This window comes from Bradyrhizobium sp. Ghvi (assembly GCF_900115265.1).
Classification (GTDB): domain Bacteria; phylum Pseudomonadota; class Alphaproteobacteria; order Rhizobiales; family Xanthobacteraceae; genus Bradyrhizobium.
Window position 1 is genome coordinate 553,987 of record NZ_FOVU01000002.1, and the last position, 17,602, is coordinate 571,588.

17 protein-coding genes are annotated in these 17,602 nt (G+C 63.0%); 10 read left to right on the plus strand and 7 right to left on the minus strand.

Going from position 1 to position 17,602, the window contains the following annotated elements; all coding sequences use genetic code 11:
- Nucleotides 1-34: 34 nt before the first annotated feature.
- Entirely contained in the window at nucleotides 35-673 is a 639-nt protein-coding gene (locus BM374_RS09435) for an HAD family hydrolase (RefSeq protein ID WP_092291205.1), read from the plus strand.
- Here BM374_RS09435 and BM374_RS09440 read toward each other — a convergent pair.
- Nucleotides 670-1,710 carry a phenylacetaldoxime dehydratase family protein gene (locus BM374_RS09440; protein ID WP_092291207.1) on the minus strand — a complete coding sequence of 347 codons (1,041 nt, stop codon included), beginning with the start codon at nucleotides 1,708-1,710 and terminating at the stop codon, nucleotides 670-672. The genes BM374_RS09435 and BM374_RS09440 overlap by 4 nt on opposite strands.
- 23 nt (nucleotides 1,711-1,733) lie before the next feature.
- Nucleotides 1,734-2,750 carry a carbon-nitrogen hydrolase family protein gene (locus BM374_RS09445; RefSeq protein WP_092291209.1) on the minus strand — a complete coding sequence of 339 codons (1,017 nt, stop codon included), beginning with the start codon at nucleotides 2,748-2,750 and terminating at the stop codon, nucleotides 1,734-1,736.
- A gap of 187 nt (nucleotides 2,751-2,937) precedes the next feature.
- Here BM374_RS09445 and BM374_RS09450 point away from each other — a divergent pair, with 187 nt between their 5' ends.
- From BM374_RS09450 to BM374_RS09465, 5 genes are all read left to right on the plus strand, one after another.
- Nucleotides 2,938-3,894 carry an AraC-like ligand-binding domain-containing protein gene (locus tag BM374_RS09450; protein WP_092291211.1) on the plus strand — a complete coding sequence of 319 codons (957 nt, stop codon included), beginning with the start codon at nucleotides 2,938-2,940 and terminating at the stop codon, nucleotides 3,892-3,894.
- Between the two features lie 106 nt (nucleotides 3,895-4,000).
- Nucleotides 4,001-4,165, plus strand: coding sequence for a hypothetical protein (locus BM374_RS38500; RefSeq protein WP_177248192.1), 165 nt, complete (start codon nucleotides 4,001-4,003; stop codon nucleotides 4,163-4,165).
- A gap of 12 nt (nucleotides 4,166-4,177) precedes the next feature.
- Nucleotides 4,178-4,516, plus strand: a complete 339-nt coding sequence (locus tag BM374_RS09455) for a c-type cytochrome (protein ID WP_092291213.1) — start codon at nucleotides 4,178-4,180, stop codon at nucleotides 4,514-4,516.
- A 90-nt stretch (nucleotides 4,517-4,606) separates the two neighbouring features.
- Nucleotides 4,607-6,028, plus strand: a complete 1,422-nt coding sequence (locus BM374_RS09460; protein ID WP_092291215.1) for an MFS transporter — start codon at nucleotides 4,607-4,609, stop codon at nucleotides 6,026-6,028.
- Nucleotides 6,029-6,160: 132 nt separating this feature from the next.
- Nucleotides 6,161-6,619 carry a PEGA domain-containing protein gene (locus BM374_RS09465; protein ID WP_092291217.1) on the plus strand — a complete coding sequence of 153 codons (459 nt, stop codon included), beginning with the start codon at nucleotides 6,161-6,163 and terminating at the stop codon, nucleotides 6,617-6,619.
- Nucleotides 6,620-6,688: 69 nt separating this feature from the next.
- Here BM374_RS09465 and clpA read toward each other — a convergent pair whose 3' ends face one another.
- Nucleotides 6,689-9,094, minus strand: a complete 2,406-nt coding sequence (gene clpA, locus BM374_RS09470; RefSeq protein ID WP_092291219.1) for an ATP-dependent Clp protease ATP-binding subunit ClpA — start codon at nucleotides 9,092-9,094, stop codon at nucleotides 6,689-6,691.
- Between the two features lie 274 nt (nucleotides 9,095-9,368).
- Nucleotides 9,369-9,701, minus strand: coding sequence for an ATP-dependent Clp protease adapter ClpS (gene clpS, locus BM374_RS09475; RefSeq protein ID WP_177248230.1), 333 nt, complete (start codon nucleotides 9,699-9,701; stop codon nucleotides 9,369-9,371).
- 479 nt (nucleotides 9,702-10,180) lie between these two features.
- On the opposite strand from clpS, the gene BM374_RS09480 reads away from it, so the two are divergent.
- The 3 genes from BM374_RS09480 to BM374_RS09490 are packed head-to-tail and all read left to right on the plus strand — an operon-like array spanning nucleotide 10,181 to nucleotide 12,953.
- Nucleotides 10,181-11,824: a TadE/TadG family type IV pilus assembly protein gene (locus BM374_RS09480; RefSeq protein ID WP_092291223.1), complete on the plus strand. Its 1,644-nt coding sequence runs from the start codon at nucleotides 10,181-10,183 to the stop codon at nucleotides 11,822-11,824.
- Nucleotides 11,825-11,835: 11 nt separating this feature from the next.
- Nucleotides 11,836-12,414 (plus strand): TadE/TadG family type IV pilus assembly protein, encoded by a 579-nt coding sequence (locus BM374_RS09485; protein ID WP_092291225.1) that lies wholly within the window; start codon nucleotides 11,836-11,838, stop codon nucleotides 12,412-12,414.
- A 47-nt stretch (nucleotides 12,415-12,461) separates the two neighbouring features.
- On the plus strand, nucleotides 12,462-12,953 hold the full coding sequence (locus tag BM374_RS09490) for a TadE/TadG family type IV pilus assembly protein (protein ID WP_244552563.1): 492 nt from the start codon (nucleotides 12,462-12,464) through the stop codon (nucleotides 12,951-12,953).
- Nucleotides 12,954-13,120: 167 nt separating this feature from the next.
- Here the strand turns inward: BM374_RS09490 and BM374_RS09495 are convergent, their stop codons facing one another.
- The gene (locus tag BM374_RS09495; RefSeq protein WP_092291229.1) at nucleotides 13,121-13,459 is read right to left on the minus strand and encodes a phasin family protein; all 339 of its coding nucleotides are present in this window, start codon (nucleotides 13,457-13,459) and stop codon (nucleotides 13,121-13,123) included.
- Between the two features lie 388 nt (nucleotides 13,460-13,847).
- On the opposite strand from BM374_RS09495, the gene BM374_RS09500 reads away from it, so the two are divergent.
- Entirely contained in the window at nucleotides 13,848-15,665 is a 1,818-nt protein-coding gene (locus BM374_RS09500; RefSeq protein WP_092291231.1) for a D-alanyl-D-alanine carboxypeptidase, read from the plus strand.
- Nucleotides 15,666-15,889: 224 nt separating this feature from the next.
- Here the strand turns inward: BM374_RS09500 and BM374_RS09505 are convergent, their stop codons facing one another.
- Nucleotides 15,890-16,615, minus strand: coding sequence for a DnaJ domain-containing protein (locus BM374_RS09505; RefSeq protein ID WP_092291233.1), 726 nt, complete (start codon nucleotides 16,613-16,615; stop codon nucleotides 15,890-15,892).
- A gap of 83 nt (nucleotides 16,616-16,698) precedes the next feature.
- Nucleotides 16,699-17,454, minus strand: a complete 756-nt coding sequence (locus BM374_RS09510) for a hypothetical protein (protein ID WP_092291235.1) — start codon at nucleotides 17,452-17,454, stop codon at nucleotides 16,699-16,701.
- Nucleotides 17,455-17,602: the final 148 nt, after the last annotated feature.

The following is a 17,602-nucleotide window of genomic DNA, read 5'->3' on the forward strand; positions in this document are numbered from 1 at the left end:
ACGGGCCGGCAGTTTCAACCCGGGCTGACTCCTGATGGCAACGATCTTCTTTGACCTCGACGGCACGCTGACCAACCCGAAACCCGGGATCACGCGTTCGATCCAGTACGCCTTGGAAAGGCTGGGCCTTGCGGTCCCTGATCAGGATGAGCTGACCTGGTGCATCGGGCCGCCGCTGCATGCGAGCCTCCAGAAGCTCACGGGTAGCCCGGAACTGGCTGACCGGGCGCTGCTGCTCTACCGCGAGCGATTCAGCGATGTCGGCCTATTTGAGAACGAAGCCTATGCTGGCATCATCGAGACGCTGGCGACGCTTGCCGCGACGACGCCGCGCATGTTTGTCGCGACCAGCAAGCCTGCGGTCTATGCCACCCGCATCGTCGACCATTTCGACTTAAGGCCCTATTTCGAGCGCGTGTTCGGCTCCGAGCTCGATGGGACGCGCGTCGACAAGCGTGACCTGCTCCGCTACGCGCTCGAGGAGACCAGGGTCGATGCGGGCAGCGCTATCATGATCGGCGACCGCAGCCACGACGTTGTCGGTGCCCGGACCAACGGCATGACGGCGATAGGCGTGCTCTATGGCTATGGCAGCGAGGCCGAGCTAAAGGATGCCGGCGCACATCACATCTGTGCCGCGCATCCGGAACTGCTCGGCCACTGCATGGCCTAAGCGGGGATCGTCTCGACCGCCGCGAGCATCCCTGTCTTCGGATGGCAGTTGAGATATTCGAAGAACTGCTCATCGGCGGCGGCCACCGTGACCTCGTGATAGAGCCGCAGCTTCGCTGACGGCCCCAGCGTCGAGAGATACTTCATCGCTGCACCGAATATCTTCACGTGGGTCGGATGCGATTCCGCCCACCGCTCCAATGCGGCCAGGCTCTTCCACCAGCTTTGACCATAGGATTTTTCACTTGCGCTACCGTCAGCGGAGAGCACCTGCATATAGCGGTTAGCATAGCAACCGATCGCAAGGCCATCGTCGCGGAGAAAATCCATGCCCTCGCGCAGCACCGGCTCGACGTCGTCGAGATAGAGCTTTCGTTCCGACGCCTCGGTATCGCTCCAGTCTTGCCCGGAACGGATCAGGCAGAGATTGTCGTGCGCCTTCACGCGCATCCGTGCGCCGTCGCGGATCAGCTCGGGACCGCCATTCGGCGACATCGGATCGGTCTGCGACAGCGGAATGCGATCGCGCATGCCACCCCAATAGGCGTGCTCCTGCACCTCGCCGCTCATGCCGTCCGCAATCACAGCAATACCTTCGGGTCTCCCGAGCGACGAGAACAAGGTCTCGTGCCGCGCTACGACGGGACGCAGCACCTCGATGAAGGTGCCGATGTGCTCACGCTGCTTTCCAGTCCAAGCCTCGCGCGCCGGCGCGAACCAAGCGTCGAATCGCGTGATGTCGTCCCAATAGGCCACTGAGACAATGTTCGCGTGGCCGGCCTGGTCGATATAGTGCGCGCGATCCCAATGCGAGGGGCCGTCCTCGCTGGCAAAGAGCCCTGCGATTTCCATGAGCGCGTCCGTCGCAGCCGTCTCTGCTGACCTGCGACACTGCACGCCAAAATAAGCCATCACGACGCGGCCGACCGCAGGCTTATACCGTGCCACAAACGACGGATAGGGCGGTTGGTAGTCATCCGGCACGCGCTTGTGGCGCGTGCGTGGGGTCTCAAGATGCGCGGGAATTGCGGATTCCATCGTCGTCTCTCCCCTCTCGGTGATCAGCTCGCTGCCGCGGCAATATCCGTGGGCTCGATGGTGTCGACCGGCAGAGCGAACTGTTCGACCCGCTTGTACGGCTTCTTGTTGAGCAGCAGCCGCGTGACGTCAGGTCGCGAGTAATGCCCGGCCGGATCGGCCGCGTTCTTGGCAACGCCGATGGCGCCGAGATCGATCTCAGCCATCAGCAGCCCCTCCTGGTCGGGCGCGAGCCTGTCGCCGATCTGGCTGCCGTCGGGGCCATAGATCGCGGCAAAACCTCCACCCACATGCAGCAACGCGTTCTTGTCCGGTCGATCGCAGAGCTCGTCGATCATCGCCTGCGAGACGGTCGCGCAAGGCGCCAGCACGAAACAAGACCCTTCAACCGCGTAGACGCGCGAAGCGGCGTTGTTGACCTCGGCACCGAGGGCCGGCGCGAAAGGATCGTACAGCGAGAAGCTCGGCCAGGCCGCCACATGCACCTGCTCGTTCTGGGCGTACATGGCGTATTTGGACAGTGGCTGGAGATGTTCCCAGCAGCACAGCGCGCCGATGCGGCCGATGTCGGGGCGTGCATGGACCGCAAGATCGCTGCCATCACCCTCACCATAGACGGTGCGCTCGGCATGGGTCGGTCGCAATTTGCGACGCTTTGCGATGGTCTCGCCGTCCGGCCCGATCAGCCATTGCGCCAGATAAAGGCTGCCGCCGTCCCGTTCGGACAAACCGATCACGGCCGTAAGCCTGGCCTTGCGGACGGCGTCGCGCAAACGTTCGGCCTGCGGGCTGTCATAGGACAGCGAGTTGTCGAAATAGCGCTGCACAAAGCCGCGGCCGATCGCCCAGGCCGGCGAGTCCATCCAGATATGCCAGGGATAGCCGGGGATGAAGGCCTCCGGGAAGGCGATCAGCTTGGCGCCTTTCTCCGCGGCCTCCCTGATCAGCGCGATCGACTTGTCGATCGAGGCGTCGAGGTCGAGCCAGGCCGGCGCCGCCTGCACCACCGCGACCTTGTATTTCGGATGTTCAATGCCCATTGCCACCTCCTTGCCGGTTGATCCAAGACCACGTCCGATGCAGTCTATTGGGCCAAGCTGCGCGGGCATGCGCTCGACCACAGCGGAACAAAAACTCGACTGGAAGGGATTGCCGCCCCCGGTACGGAATTTGCCTGCGGTCGGGCTTGGTCTGGTTTTTGCTGGATGTAGAAAGGGAGGCCTGCCGATGACGATCCAGTTCACGACAGACGGCAGCCCCGGCTACCGGCGGCTCGCTCTCTGGCAGGACATCGTTTGCGACGTCTTCGTCGGACTCGATTGCAAGTCGGATCTGGGCAGCGCCTTTCACGGCTCAGTCACGCAGGTCCCGCTCGGCAAAGCCGTTTGCTCCGAGGTGCGCTCCGACCGCCAACACGTCTTCCGCACGCCATCGCGCATCGCGCGCTCGGATCAGGACTATGTCCTGGTTGCGCTCGGCAACCGCGGCGATGGCGGCGTGGTGCAGGACGGCCGCGAGACCGTAATCCATCCCGGTGAGTTCGCGCTTTACGACACCACGCGTCCCTATGAGTTGAAGTTCCGGGACACCTTCTCCCAGACCATCTTCAAGGTGCCCCGCGAGATGTTGCAGCGGCGGCTGGGCGGCACCGAGACGCTCACCGCGATCACGTTCGGGGCCGATGCGCCGCTCGAACGGCTGGCCTATGATTTCATCTTCAGGCTTTGCCAAAGCGCGGACCGGCTCGCGCCCAACAGCGCCGCCGCTTTGTCCGAGCAGGCCGCCGACTTGCTGGCGATGGCGCTCAGCGAGCGGCTCGGCAAGACTTCGCTGCCCTCCTCGACCCATCGCTCCGCCCTGCTTTGCCGGCTCAAGGCGCATATCCGCACACGCCTCGCCGATCCCGATCTCTCGCTGGCCGAGACCGCCGCCGCGCTCGGCATCTCATCGCGCTATGTCAATGATCTCCTCGCCGACGAGGATACCTCGTTCCAGCGCCATGTGCTCGCGGAGCGCCTCGCCCAATGCAAGCGCGACCTCGCCTCGCCCGTGCTCGCCCACCGCCACATCGGCGAAATTGCGTTTGCCTGGGGCTTCAACGACGTCTCGCATTTCGGTCGCGTCTTTCGCGAACATTTCGGCATGTCGCCACGCGACTACAGGCAAAGCCAGCTGCGGCACTGACCTCCACTCAGCCATCGTCGCGACATATCAGCGCCCACCCGCCCTTGAGCTGAATCAAGCGCGCTAGCGTCGGTCGTGGCATCCTGCGACCGTCGCGAGGCTTCCGATGCGCCGACTTGCCATGAAGGCCCTGTTCACGGTTCTCTCGTTCGGAAGAGCGGAGCGAGAGAGGATCGATTGGGATCGCCGCATTCTGATCTTCTCCACGGGGGTAACGATCGCCTTGATTGCGCTCTACGTCTGGGCCAAGGCAACCTCGCGCTGGGAATGACGGGAGCACACGATGAAGGGGTTCGCGCCGATCCTGCTGGCCATCGGCGTTCTGTGGACCACCGCAAGTCAAGCCCTGGACCTCGAACAGCGAAGCGCCGAAGCAATACTGCAGCGGATGTGCGCGCGCTGCCACGCTGTCGGCAGGACCGGCGCGAGCCCGAACGAACTGGCGCCGCCGTTCCGTTATCTCGGCGAGAACAAAGTCTATGATCCCGGTTTCATGCAGCGCCTTCAAGATGGCTACAGCAGCATTCATCGCGCCATGCCGACGGCTCGATTCGGCCGTGACGACGCCGAAGCAGTGGTAAGCTACCTCAGGGCGATTCAGGAGCAGCGGAGGTCGAAATAGGGCTGAAATGCCTGCGGCTTTGGCTGGAACCATCCCGGGTCGGACCAAGTTGCGGACCAGTAACCGCGCCTCAACCGAACACGCTTTACGATGTCGTCAACCACAATCGAGCACGTCGACGGCCTGCCGCAGCCGCAGCGCAACCAAGCGGTGCTGACTATTGCGCTCGGCATCATCATGGCCGTGGTCGACAGCGCTATCGCCAACGTCGCACTGCCGACGATCGCAGCCGACCTGAATGCGAGCCCTGCGTTCTCGATCTGGATCGTCAACGGCTACCAGCTCGCGATCACCATCTCGCTGCTGCCGCTGGCCTCGCTTGGCGAGATCGTCGGCTACCGCCGCGTGTATCTGGTCGGGCTCGTGCTGTTCACGCTCGCATCCGCCTTCTGCGCGATGGCGCATACGCTGCCGTTGCTCACCATCGCCCGCATCATCCAGGGGTTCGGCGCGGCCGGCATCATGAGCGTCAACTCGGCGCTGGTACGCTTTACCTATCCACGGAGCCTGCTCGGCCGCGGCATCGGGCTCAACGCGCTCGTGGTCGCCTTCTCCGCTGCCGTCGGTCCGACGCTCGCTGCCGGCATCCTTTCAGTCGGCAGCTGGCCGTGGCTGTTCGCCATCAACGTCCCGCTTGGCATCGCCACACTCGTGCTCGGCGTACGCAGCCTGCCGCATACGACGCCAGCGAGTCATTCCTTCGACTGGCAGAGCGCGGGGCTTTCGGCGATCACCTTCGGCGTTGGCATCGCCGCGATCGATAGCGTCGGCCACGGCGAGGCGGCGATCACCTGTTTCATCCAGTTCGCCATCGCGATCGTCGCCGGCGCGTTGCTTGTCTATCGCGAAACGCACATGAAATCTCCGCTGCTGCCGGTCGATCTATTGCGCATCCCGGTGTTCGGGCTGTCGATTGCGACCTCGATCGCCTCGTTCTGCGGGCAGATGCTGGCCTTCGTTGCGATCCCCTTCTATCTTCAGAGCCGCTTCGGCTATTCGGCCGTGCATATGGGCCTGCTGATCACGCCATGGCCGATCGCGGTGGCGTTTGCAGCGCCCATGGCCGGCCGTCTGGTCGAGCACTATCCGGCCGGCCTGCTCGGCGGCATCGGGCTCGCACTGTTCGCCTGTGGCCTCGCCACGCTCGCCCTCCTGCCGGCAAGCCCGACGCCGCTCGATGTCACCTGGCGGATGGCGCTGGCGGGGGCCGGCTTCGGCCTGTTCCAGACGCCCAACAATCGCACCATGATCGCCGCCGCCCCACGCGAGCGCGCCGGCGGCGCCAGCGGCATGCTGGGCACGGCGCGCCTGCTCGGCCAGACCACCGGAGCTGCGCTGGTCGCGCTCTTCCTCGGCCGCTATCCGATCGATGGGACCCGCATCGCGCTCCTCACCGGCGTGGGATTTGCCCTCTGCGGCGCCATGCTGAGCATGTTGCGGCTATCGCCGGCGGGCTCGCGCGGCGCCGAACAGGTCCGCGTGCAAGACGACCAGCGCCTCCGCGGCGAATGAGCCGCGCCCACGCCGAAATTACAGCAGGGTCTACGCACAATCTGTGCGCGGCTGAACTATTCAGAACAATGGCCTATTGCTCTCGCGCCCCGCTTGCGCTTGATTGCGCAAGGGTTTGGGGAATTTCATTTCATGCGCTTATTTGAAATTGTGGCGCTCAGCGTCATGCTGGGCGGCTGCGCGTCTGTCACGCGCGGGACGACTGAGAACATCAGCATTGCGTCGACACCTTCCGGCGCTGAAGCCGTCGTTAGCGGCATGGACGTACCAACCACCTGCGTGACGCCATGCTCCATCGTCGTGAAGCGGAACGCCGATATTTCCATCACCTTCCAAAAGGAAGGCTATGAGCCGCAGATCGTTCCGCTTAGCCGCGACATCCAGACCGGAGGGGCCGCCGGTTTTGCCGGCAATCTCCTGCTCGGCGGCGTCGTGGGCATGGGCGTCGATGCCGCAACGGGCGCGGCAACTGATCACAAGCCGAATCCGGTCATCGTGACGATGCAGCCATCCGCTCCTCCCCGCGCCCGGCCGCCCGTGGCGAGGAAACCAAGGCCGCCGGCCGCAACGGCACCCGAAGCCGGTACCTAGAACCCGGCATTGCGACGCAAACAAAAAGGCCGGCTTCTCAGCCGGCCTTTTCGATTCACGCTATGCCGATCAAACCTTGACCAGCGGGCCCTTCGAGGTTGGCCCCTTGGAGCCGCCGCCCGGCTTGTTGGGCTTACCCGGTGGACGCTTGCGGGCGCCGGGGAGCTTTTCCTGCTTCGGCGTGACCGGGCCCTCGACGAACTCGAACCCGATCTTGTCCTTGGTTTCGTCGGCCTCGTCCTTGACCAGAACGACGCGGACGTGGCCACCGCTCTTGAGTTTGCCGAACAGCACCTCATCAGCCAGCGGCTTCTTGATGTGCTCCTGGATCACGCGGGCCATGGGGCGCGCGCCCATCTGCTCATCGTAACCATGCTGGACCAGCCAGGCCTTGGCGGGCTCGGACAGTTCGATGGTGACGTCGCGGTCGCCGAGCTGCGCTTCGAGCTGAAGCACGAACTTCTCGACGACGGTGCCGATCACCTCGACGCTGAGATGACCGAACGAAACGATGGCGTCGAGGCGGTTGCGGAATTCCGGCGCGAACTGCCGGTTGATCGCCTCGTGGTCGTCGCCTTCCCGTTTCGAGCGCGTGAAACCGAATGCCTGCTTGGCGAGATCCGAAGCACCCGCGTTCGTGGTCATGATCAGGATCACGTTTCGGAAGTTGACCTGCTTGCCGTTATGGTCGGTGAGCCGGCCGTGGTCCATGATCTGGAGCAGCACGTTGTAAAGGTCGGGATGCGCCTTCTCGATTTCATCGAGCAGCACGACGCAATGCGGATGCTGGTCGACGCCGTCGGTGAGCAGGCCGCCCTGGTCGAAGCCGACATAACCGGGAGGCGCGCCGATCAGGCGCGACACGGTGTGCCGCTCCATGTATTCGGACATGTCGAAGCGCAACAACTCGACGCCGAGACTCGCCGCGAGCTGCTTTGCCACCTCCGTCTTGCCGACGCCCGTGGGACCAGAGAACAAATAGCAACCGATCGGCTTCTCCGGCTCACGCAAGCCGGCACGAGCCAGCTTGATCGATGCCGCGAGCGACTCGATCGCCTTATCCTGGCCGAACACGGTGCGCTTCAGGGTCTGCTCGAGATGCTTGAGCACCTCGGCATCATCCTTCGACACGCTCTTGGGCGGGATCCGTGCCATTGAAGCGATCGTGGTCTCGATCTCCTTGATGCCGATCGTCTTCTTGCGCTTGTTCTCGGCCACCAGCATCTGCGCCGCTCCGGACTCGTCGATCACGTCGATCGCCTTGTCGGGCAGCTTGCGGTCGTGGATGTAGCGCGAGGAGAGCTGCACCGCAGCCTCGATCGCCTCATTGGTATATTTCAGCCGGTGGTAGTCCTCGAAGTAAGGCTTGAGGCCCTTGAGGATCGCGATCGCGTCCTCGACGGTCGGCTCATTGATGTCGATCTTCTGGAAGCGCCGCACCAGCGCGCGGTCCTTCTCGAAGTGCTGGCGATATTCCTTGTAGGTGGTCGAACCCATACAGCGGATCGTGCCAGAGGCTAGCGCCGGCTTGAGCAGGTTCGAGGCATCCATCGCTCCGCCCGACGTCGCGCCCGCGCCGATCACGGTGTGGATCTCGTCGATGAAAAGGATGGCGTTGGGATGCGCCTCGAGTTCCTTCAACACCTGCTTGAGACGCTCCTCGAAGTCGCCCCGATAGCGCGTGCCGGCGAGCAGCGTGCCCATGTCGAGCGAGAACACGGTCGCAGCCGCCAGGACTTCCGGCACCTCGCTGTCGACGATGCGCTTGGCAAGGCCCTCCGCGATCGCAGTCTTGCCGACGCCGGCCTCGCCCACGAACAGCGGATTGTTCTTCTGGCGGCGGCACAGCACCTGGATCGCGCGGTTGATCTCGGAATTGCGCCCGATCACCGGATCAATCTTTCCGTCCCGCGCTTTCTTGTTGAGGTTGACGCAATAGGTCTCGAGCGCCTCGCCCTTCTTCTTGGCGTCCTCGTTGCCCTTGGTCTCGGTCTCCTCGTCGACGCCGCGCACAGGCCGCGCCTCGGAGACGCCCGGCCGCTTGGCGATGCCGTGGCTGATGTAGTTGACGGCGTCGTAACGCGTCATGTCCTGCTCTTGCAGGAAATACGCGGCATGGCTTTCGCGCTCGGCGAAGATCGCGATCAACACGTTGGCGCCGGTCACCTCTTCGCGACCGGAGGACTGCACGTGGATTACCGCGCGCTGGATCACGCGCTGGAAACCGGCGGTCGGCTTGGCGTCATCGGCGCCGTCCGTCACCAGATTCTCGAATTCGGTCTCAAGATAGTTGACGAGACTCGTGCGGAGCTTGTCGAGATCGACGCTACAGGCGCGCATGACGGCGGCTGCATCGGAATCATCGATCAGGGAGAGCAAGAGATGCTCGAGCGTCGCATATTGGTGATGACGCTCATTGGCGATCGCCAGCGCACGATGCAGGGATTGTTCAAGGCTTTGGGAAAAAGTCGGCATTCGCGTCCTCTATGGCCCCCACCATCATGATCGCCATCGCCCGGTCAGGCAACAACAACCTTTGTCACATATAGTTATACAAGATCGCGGCGAAAGACCGGTTCCGCGACTCGGCGGCTCGACACCTGCCGTATTCTCGATGCAAAACCCGTTCCGATTTGGGCAGGATTCTTAGACAGATTCTCGCCGGCGCGGATTTCCGTAGTTTTGCCGATAGCTGCGCCGGGACAGTACGCCATGCGTCAGGTCGGCTTCGAACGCGCCGTGACGCGCCCTACTTCTTTTCCATCACGCATTGCAGCGGGTGCTGGTGCTTGCGGGCGAAATCCATCACCTGCGTCACCTTGGTCTCGGCAATCTCGTAGGTGAACACGCCGCACTCGCCGATACCATGATGATGGACGTGCAGCATGATCTTGGTCGCGGCCTCGACGTCCTTCTGGAAGAACTTCTCCAGCACGTGGACGACGAACTCCATCGGCGTGTAGTCGTCGTTCAAGATCAGCACGCGATAGAGGTTAGGCCGCTTGGTCTTCGGTTTGACTTTCGTGATGACAGACGTGTTCGGACCCGCTGGGCCACCGGAACGGTTCTCGTCATTGCCCATCCGGGGAGCGTGGGCGGCAGCGGCCGTGGTCAGGTCTACTCTGGAAGTCAGTTGCGGCATGGCTCAGGCGTTCAAATTCCCCACGGAAGCGTATCACGGCTCGCCGCCCGGCCCCGCCCTCGGGAGCCTCGCGCAGGCGCGCCGTCTTGATCGCCGCTTCCCACCGGTCCGGTCAGGCCGGATCGATTGCTGGGAATATGGGCCTGCCCCCGGCTCGCCGCAAGCGTGCAGAGGTCCAGCCGATGCGGCCGCAGCGGTCCCGATTCCCGGTCCGGGCGATCCTGGACAAGTTAATCAATTCGGACCGATTTGACAAAGCAATCCGTCCCCGGGTTTCACCGCCATTAACCAGAAACAGCGTTGGCAGCGGGAATGCGACCTTTTGCGCGACACTAACCCCGGTTTTGTACGGTCAAGTTTACCTGGAATTCAACCGGGCGCCCTGAAATCGAGAGAAGTTATCGTTTTCGGGGAAAATCATGTTTCGTCTGCCCGTTGCCCGGAGCATTCGTCGACATCTAGCTCGTTTTGCCGCCGCCGAGCAGGGCAACGTCGCCGTCATCGCTGCGCTCGTAATGGTTCCGACCGTGTTTCTGTTGGGCATGGCGCTGGATTACACGCATGCGCAACACATGAAGGTCAACCTCGACTCCGCCACCGACGCTGCCGGTGTCGCCGCGGTCACCTCGGCGATGATGCAGCAGAGCCCGCAGGTGGCGCAGACCTATGCGCGGAACGTTTTCAACATCACCGCGAATACTCTGGTCCAGAACAAAAACCTGGCGGGAACGCCAACTCTCACGGTCGCTGTCAATTGCAGCAGCCCCGACCCCACAACAGGCTACTGTACCTACCCCCCCTGCCCTGGCACGAACGCGGTCTATAGTGACCCGAAAAACAGCAACAACCAAATCGTTCGCAACGTCCAGGTCTGCTACAACGCGGCCTCGACCAATGCCTTCCCTGGCGTGTTGCACCAGGCGAGCTGGCCGTTCTCGGGTCAGTCAGCAACACGCAACCAGAGCGCGCCCAACATCAATTTCTATCTCTTGCTTGATGATTCACCGTCGATGGGCATCGGAGCGACCCCGAACGACATCAACGCCCTGATTGCCGCCACGGCGAACCAGAGCGTTGGCAACTCGAAGAACTGCGGCTTCGCGTGCCATGAAGCCTACCCCTGCGCCGACAGGGGCGCCAATCCAGCGCCCTCCAGCAGTCAAAACCAGGGCCAAACCAGCTCGAATTGCAGGACCCTGGACAACCTCGCCGTCGCGAGAAACAACAGCATCACGCTGCGTATCGATTTGGTGACGCAGGCGGTCCAATCCCTGATGACTACCGCCCAAAGCATATCGTTCGCCAACAGAAACACGTACGGAGTCGCGATCTATACGTTCGATACCGCTCTGAACAACAATCCGACAACCGGCAGCAGTTCACCGATCTTCGCGCCCTCCGGAAAACCGGGGGTGGTGCAAACCGCGCTGACCCCCTCCTCGACGACCAGCTACACGGTCGCGCAAATCCAGAATGCGGCCTCCAACATCCAACTCATGGCGGTCGGACACGCCGGTTGCCAATCGACGTCGTCATTGGCAAAGACTGAAATGAGTAGTGCTCCCTGCATCTCTGGCGATCGCGACGACACGGACACCAATATCGAAGGCGCGCTGACCAGCCTTAACAGCCTTATGCCGACGCCCGGGAACGGCACCAACTCGTCCGGCGACACGCCCCAGGAAGTGGTGTTCCTGGTCACCGACGGCGTCGACGACTCGACAAATATTTCGTTCTGTAGCCAGCCTACAGTCACAACTGGCGGTGGTTATACTCGCTGCCAGCAACCGATCGACACCACGATCTGCACCACCATCAAGAACAAGAATATCCGCATCGCGGTGCTTTACACCGAATACGTACCGCTCGCGACGAACTCCTGGTACAATGCGCACATCGCGCCGTTCAACGCCCAAGCACCATTGACCAGCCAGATTGCCGCTAATCTGGAATCCTGCGCCTCGCCGGGATTGTTCACTCGCGTACAGAACGGCGGCAACATTACCGACGCACTGCAAAAGCTGTTCCTCAAGGTCGCGTCCGACCCTCGCCTGACTCAGTAGGGAACGCAGTCATGACCGCCACGCACGTCGAGCCCATCACCCAACGCCGCCGCTGGCGCGCATTCGTTGCCGACCGGAAGGGCGCAACCGCGGTCGAGTTCGCGCTGATCGGCGCGCCGTTCCTCGCTTTGCTGGTAGCGATCATCCAGAGCTTCCTGGTTTTCTTTGCGCAGCAGTATCTGGAGACGGCGGTGAACCAATCCAGCCGAACGATCCTGACGGGGCAGGAGCAGGCCCTGGCCCAGAACCTGACCCAGGCTCAGGCCCAGGCCCAGTTTGCCAGTGCGGTCTGCTCAAACCTTGTGATCCTATTCGACTGCAGCAAGCTGATGATCGACGTCCAGGTTGCCGGCTCATGGAGTTCGGCGAACACGGGCGTGCCAACGCTGACCTTCGACAGCAACGGAAACGTGACCAACACCTGGCAGTTCAACCCTGGCAAACAAAGCGACATCGTGGTCGTGCGGGTGATGTATCAGTGGCCCGTTTTCATGGGCCCACTCGGCTTCAACCTTTCGAACCTCGCGAACGGCAACCGTCTGATCATGGCCTCCACGGCTTTCATGAACGAGGCTTATATCAACTCATGAGTTGGAGGCTTCATCGCGTGCGGAATTTATGGATCGATACTCGCGCCGTGGCCGCGGTGGAATTCGCCATCGTGGCGCCGTTCATGCTGCTGCTCTATGTGGGCGGCGTGGAGCTCGGCAACGGGTTTGCGATCAGCGTCAAGGTCAGTGAGACCGCCCACACGGTCGCGGACCTGGTGTCGCGTAATGCATGCGTCAACGACGCATCGCTAAGCACCATGCTTGGCGCGTCGGCGGCGACGATCGCTCCGTATTCCCCAGCGAACACGACAGTGGTGGTGTCGGAAATATCCACGGACGCCAATGGCAAGCCGACCGTGACCTGGAGCAAAGCGCTCAACGGAACCCCGCTGACAGACCCGGTAACTCTGCCAGCGGCCCTCGGCACTCCCACGCCCCCCAACATATCGGTGATACTCGGCCAGGTTACGTACCAATACACACCCAACCTCGGTTATACGATCAGCGGGACCCTCCCGATCACCGACAGCTATTATCTGTTTCCGCGGGTCTCTTCCGCCGTGCAGTATCCGTGCTGAAAAATCGCTGGCCGAGACGGTAAAATCGCTGGATCGCGGCGGCCCTCGACCAGACGGAGCACCTCCATCTCGAACTTGCGCCCGGCGCGCTGAGGCAGCGCGAAGCCAGAAACTAAAAAAAGCCCGGCTGAACCAGCCGGGCTTTTCGATTCCAGAAGTTCAGAAAGTTACTGAGCGGCCGGGGTGAACTTCGACACGACCGTCTCGACCGGCTTGAACGCCTGCTTGGCGAGGTCGCTGTAGAGGCCGGCGATCTTCTGCGATTCCGCGACGAACGTCTCGTAGGCGGAACGGGCGAAATCGGTCTGCGCTTCCATCGCCTTGTCCAGCGACTTCACGCCGGACAGCTTCTCGACGAAAGACTTGGTGTCTTCGAACGACTTCTTGGTGTAGTCGCCGTAGGCGCTGGCGATGGCCTGGAGGCCGTGCTGCACCGAGGTCGCGGAGGCGACGCAGCTCTCGAAATGCTCTTTTCCGTAGTTCTGAAAGTCTTCAACCTTGAACATCTTGGAATCCTTTTCCCTGGCTCGCGTCCGGAAGCCCCGGCTCCCTGACTCTGCTCACAATTAGTGCAATGCACAAAAAAGTCAAGAATATTGTGCGTCGCACAAAAATCGATAAAAGTGACGGAGATTCCCGGGCTTTCCCGCAAGGGTTCCTTAAGCTTTTGGAAACCGCGGCCCCCTACCCTGATTCCCTGGACGTGTTCACCATCCGCAAGCGGCCAAAAGCCGTTTTAGAACATCACCTTAGCCAGAACAGCGGCTCAGGTCCAACGTCCCCCGCAGTGAGCACCAGCGGAGGGACAGCCTGAGCAGGTAATGATCCCGGGTCAGCAGGGCACAATTTCGCCTCACGAGCCGGTGATCAAGTCATAAACGGGGACGGGGTTCCATGCTTCGTAACATCTGGTCTTCCTCGCGCTTGGCGCGGGTTGGCGTTTTCGGACTTCTCACGGTCACCGCAACCGTCATCATCACGACCGATTCGGCCGACGCTCGGCGCTATCGGCGCCATTACACCCATCATCGGGTGCACCGCGACGTCTCCGAGAGCTACAGCCCGCAATTCGCGTCGATCATCGTCGACGGCAATTCCGGCGCGGTGCTCCAGGCAACCAGCCCCGACGGGCTGCGCCATCCCGCCTCGCTCACCAAGATCATGACGCTCTATCTGCTGTTCGAGCGTCTCGAGTCCGGCAAGATGAAGCTCGATACCGAGATGCCGGTGTCCCAACATGCCGCCGACCAGGATCCAACCAAGCTCAATTTGCGTGCCGGCCAGACCATCCGCGTCGAGGACGCGATCAAGGGTCTCGTCACCCGCTCGGCCAATGACGCGGCCGTGGTGATCGCGGAAGCGATCGCCGGCGACGAGGACGATTTCGCCGCGATGATGACGCGCAAGGCGCGCGCCCTCGGCATGTCCAAGACCGTCTATCGCAACGCCAACGGCCTTCCCAATGACGAGCAGGTCACCACCGCGCGCGACCAGGCGACGCTCGGCCGCGCCATCCAGGAGCGCTTCCCGCGCTACTATCGTTATTTCTCGACCACCACGTTCAACTGGCGTGGAGAGTCGATCCGTAATCACAATCACCTGCTCGGCAGCGTCGAGGGCGTGGACGGCATCAAGACCGGCTACACCCGCGCTTCCGGTTTCAATCTCGTGACCTCGATACGCCGCGGCAACCGCCATCTGATCGGTGTGGTGCTGGGCGGCCGGAGCGGCGGCTCGCGTGACGCCATCATGCGCAACCTGCTTGCGGAGAACCTCGACAAGGGCGCAACCACCCACACCGTTGCCGCAGTGACCGAGCGCAACAGCGCTGACGCCAGCACCGACTTGGCCGATGCTTCTGAGGCCCCTGCTCGCCCCGTGCCCCCGGTTCAGGTCGCAGCCGCTCCTGCCCCCGAGGCAGCCGCGCCGCGTCCCTCTCGTCTGGCGACGCTTGCCGCTGCGACCGCCGCGATGCCGCCGATGCAGCCCAGGCCAGAAGCCAAAACCACGGAATCCAAGACTGAGCCCGCGCCGCTCACCAACGGCGTAATCGCCAGCCAGCCGCTCTCCCTCATCCCGGGTTCGTCCGAGCCGATGAAGCCCGTTCGGGTCAAGACGGTTCAAGTCAAGGCTGGTGCGGTGAAGGTGGCGTCCGCCGCCCCGACGCAGGCTGCGCCGCAAGTCACCAATACGATTTCGCCCCGTCCCGACGTCGCGGAGACGTCCGGCGCTGTCGTTGCAAGGGCCGACATCATGAACAAGCCGGAGCCGGCCAGGGCCGAGGTTGCCCGGACCGAATTGCCGCAACAGCCGGCGGGCTTCGGCACCGGTAACGGCATCCTCGGCGTGCTGCCGGCGGTCACCGCCGCTGCACCGTCGCCGGCCCCGGTCGCCAAGCTGGCCTCCGCCGATCCGGCCCCGCAACCGATCCAGATGAGCGCCACCACCAAACCGGCCGTCACCCATAGCGGTTGGATCGTTCAGGTTGGCGCGCTCGAGAGCGAGAGCGAAGCGCAGCAGCGCATTGAAGCGGCCCGCAGTTCGGCCCACGGCCTGCTCAGCAAGGCCGATCCGTTCACCGAACCTGTCGTCGCCAGGGATAATCGCAAGCTCTACCGCGCCCGCTTCGCCGGGCTCGAGCGGGACCAGGCCGAAGCGGTGTGTCGGACGCTGAAGCGCGCCGACATTTCCTGCATGACTGTTCGTAACTGATCTCTCTACCCCTCCCCAACAGAATGCCCGTGCCTTGCGCGGGCATTTTTGTTTTGGGGGTGCGGTGGTGCCGGAAGCTGTTCCGCGACAACCTCTCGTCAAGAATTTACGGTTAAGACTTTGCTCAAGGGATCGACCACGCCGACAATGGCGGGCATCGAGGCGACGGCAAACAGAGTAAGCGGAGCTTACGCGGTACGGGCGTTTGTGGCGTGGTGCCGGAGTTAGCCGTTATGCGTACGAAGCAGAGTATCCTTGGCCTCGTTTACACGGGCAGCGAGGTACGTCGACCCCCCTTGGTCGGGATGCAGTTTCTTCATGAGGGACTTGTGCGCCCGGCTGATGTCGTCGCGCCCCGCTCCCGGCTGCAGGCCAAGGATCTGATAGGCTTCCTCCGTCGTCATTTTGCCGCTCGCCGCCGTGCGGCGCTGCCCCCCTGCCGCATCGCCCTGCGCGTTCTGACGCCAAGCGGGAAACCGGCCGTCCAGATAGCTTTCAAGTAAGGCCACGCTCTCGGCATCGAATGCCGGGACCATCGCCAGCAGGCCTGCAAGATTGAACTCATCGAGACTGCGCCCGGCGTAAGGCCCGGCGACGATCTGGCCCGAGAGCTGGCCGGATCCGTGATCGAGCCGCATGTCCAGAAATTGCGAGCGCACGCGCGAGCTCTGGCCGGATGGGCGTGTTGCACCGCCGCCGAATAGACCGCCCATATTACCGAAGCCCGCATTGGCCAGCGGCGTCCAGCCGAGCAGCCCGGCGCCGAAGATCCCGAGCGGAATCGCCACCGCCAGCTCGCCCCTCAAGCCGGTGAAGGCCGCCACTGCGAGCGCGACCACGCCGCCGCCGACCTTGATGGCGCGCGCCAGCACCGCCGGATTCGCGGCGCGGAACATCTGGAGCAATAGATAGAGTGTGATAACGGCGACAACGCCGGCGATCAGAGTCATGGCAGGAATATAGCCGCCCTTCCGGCAAAATGCATGGCGTCCGCCTCCGCCGCGGGCTGCGGCGACTTAAGGCTGCTACTTCGCTACTTCATCTGTCCAATCAGCTGCGCCGCGGCGCCCGCCGTCTTCGCCAGTCTCAACAGCGCCTCGCGGCCCCCGGCAGCGTAGGCGGCAGCAGCCCGCAACAGATCGCGCAGCTGCGCTGCCGCGCCCGGATCGAACCGGCACCAGGCGCCGCCGGTCAGACGCGCGATCTCCCTAAACGTCTGCTCGGCGCGCGCATCATGGCCCTCCTGGAACAGGAACACCGGCACTTTCAACATGCCGAGCTCGCCGGCCTTGGCGCAGAGCGCGTCGATCTTTTCCTCCATAGCGTCGCCAACGAAGACCACCGCGCGCACGCCCGATGAAACGGCCTCACGCCGCGCATCGGTCAGCACCCTGCCGATCTGCGTGTCGCCGCCACGGCAATCGATCTTGCTCATCAGCGCCGCAAGCTTGCCGCTGTCAGAAATCCATCCGGTGGCACGGCACTCGTTGTAGCCGCGATAATAGACGAGCCTGATATCGAGGCTTCCGAGCGCCGCAGCCTCGCGAAACATCTCGGCCTGAAGCGCACAGGCCATGTCCCAGGTCGGTTGCCGACTCATCGTCGCATCCAGCGCGAAGATGAGGCGGCCCTTCGCGCCGGGCGCGTGCGGCGACAGCGCACGCGCCTTGGCGACGAAGGCCGCGACGTCCGCCGAGCTCGACGTCTTTTCCTGCGGCAACGCGGCGTCGCTTTCGGACCTCGCCGACACGGCATCACTATCGCGCGGTTTGATGGGATCGCCGGGCATCTGAGGTCACATTTGGTCTCACGCCCCCAATGTGGATAGCGTGCCCTTCCCGGTCAATGCGCAAAGCCTCCGCGGGCGGCAGCCGGCGGAGGCTTTGAAGTCTTCTATGGCCGAATGCGTCAGCGCTTTTTCGGAGCAATTCGTCTTC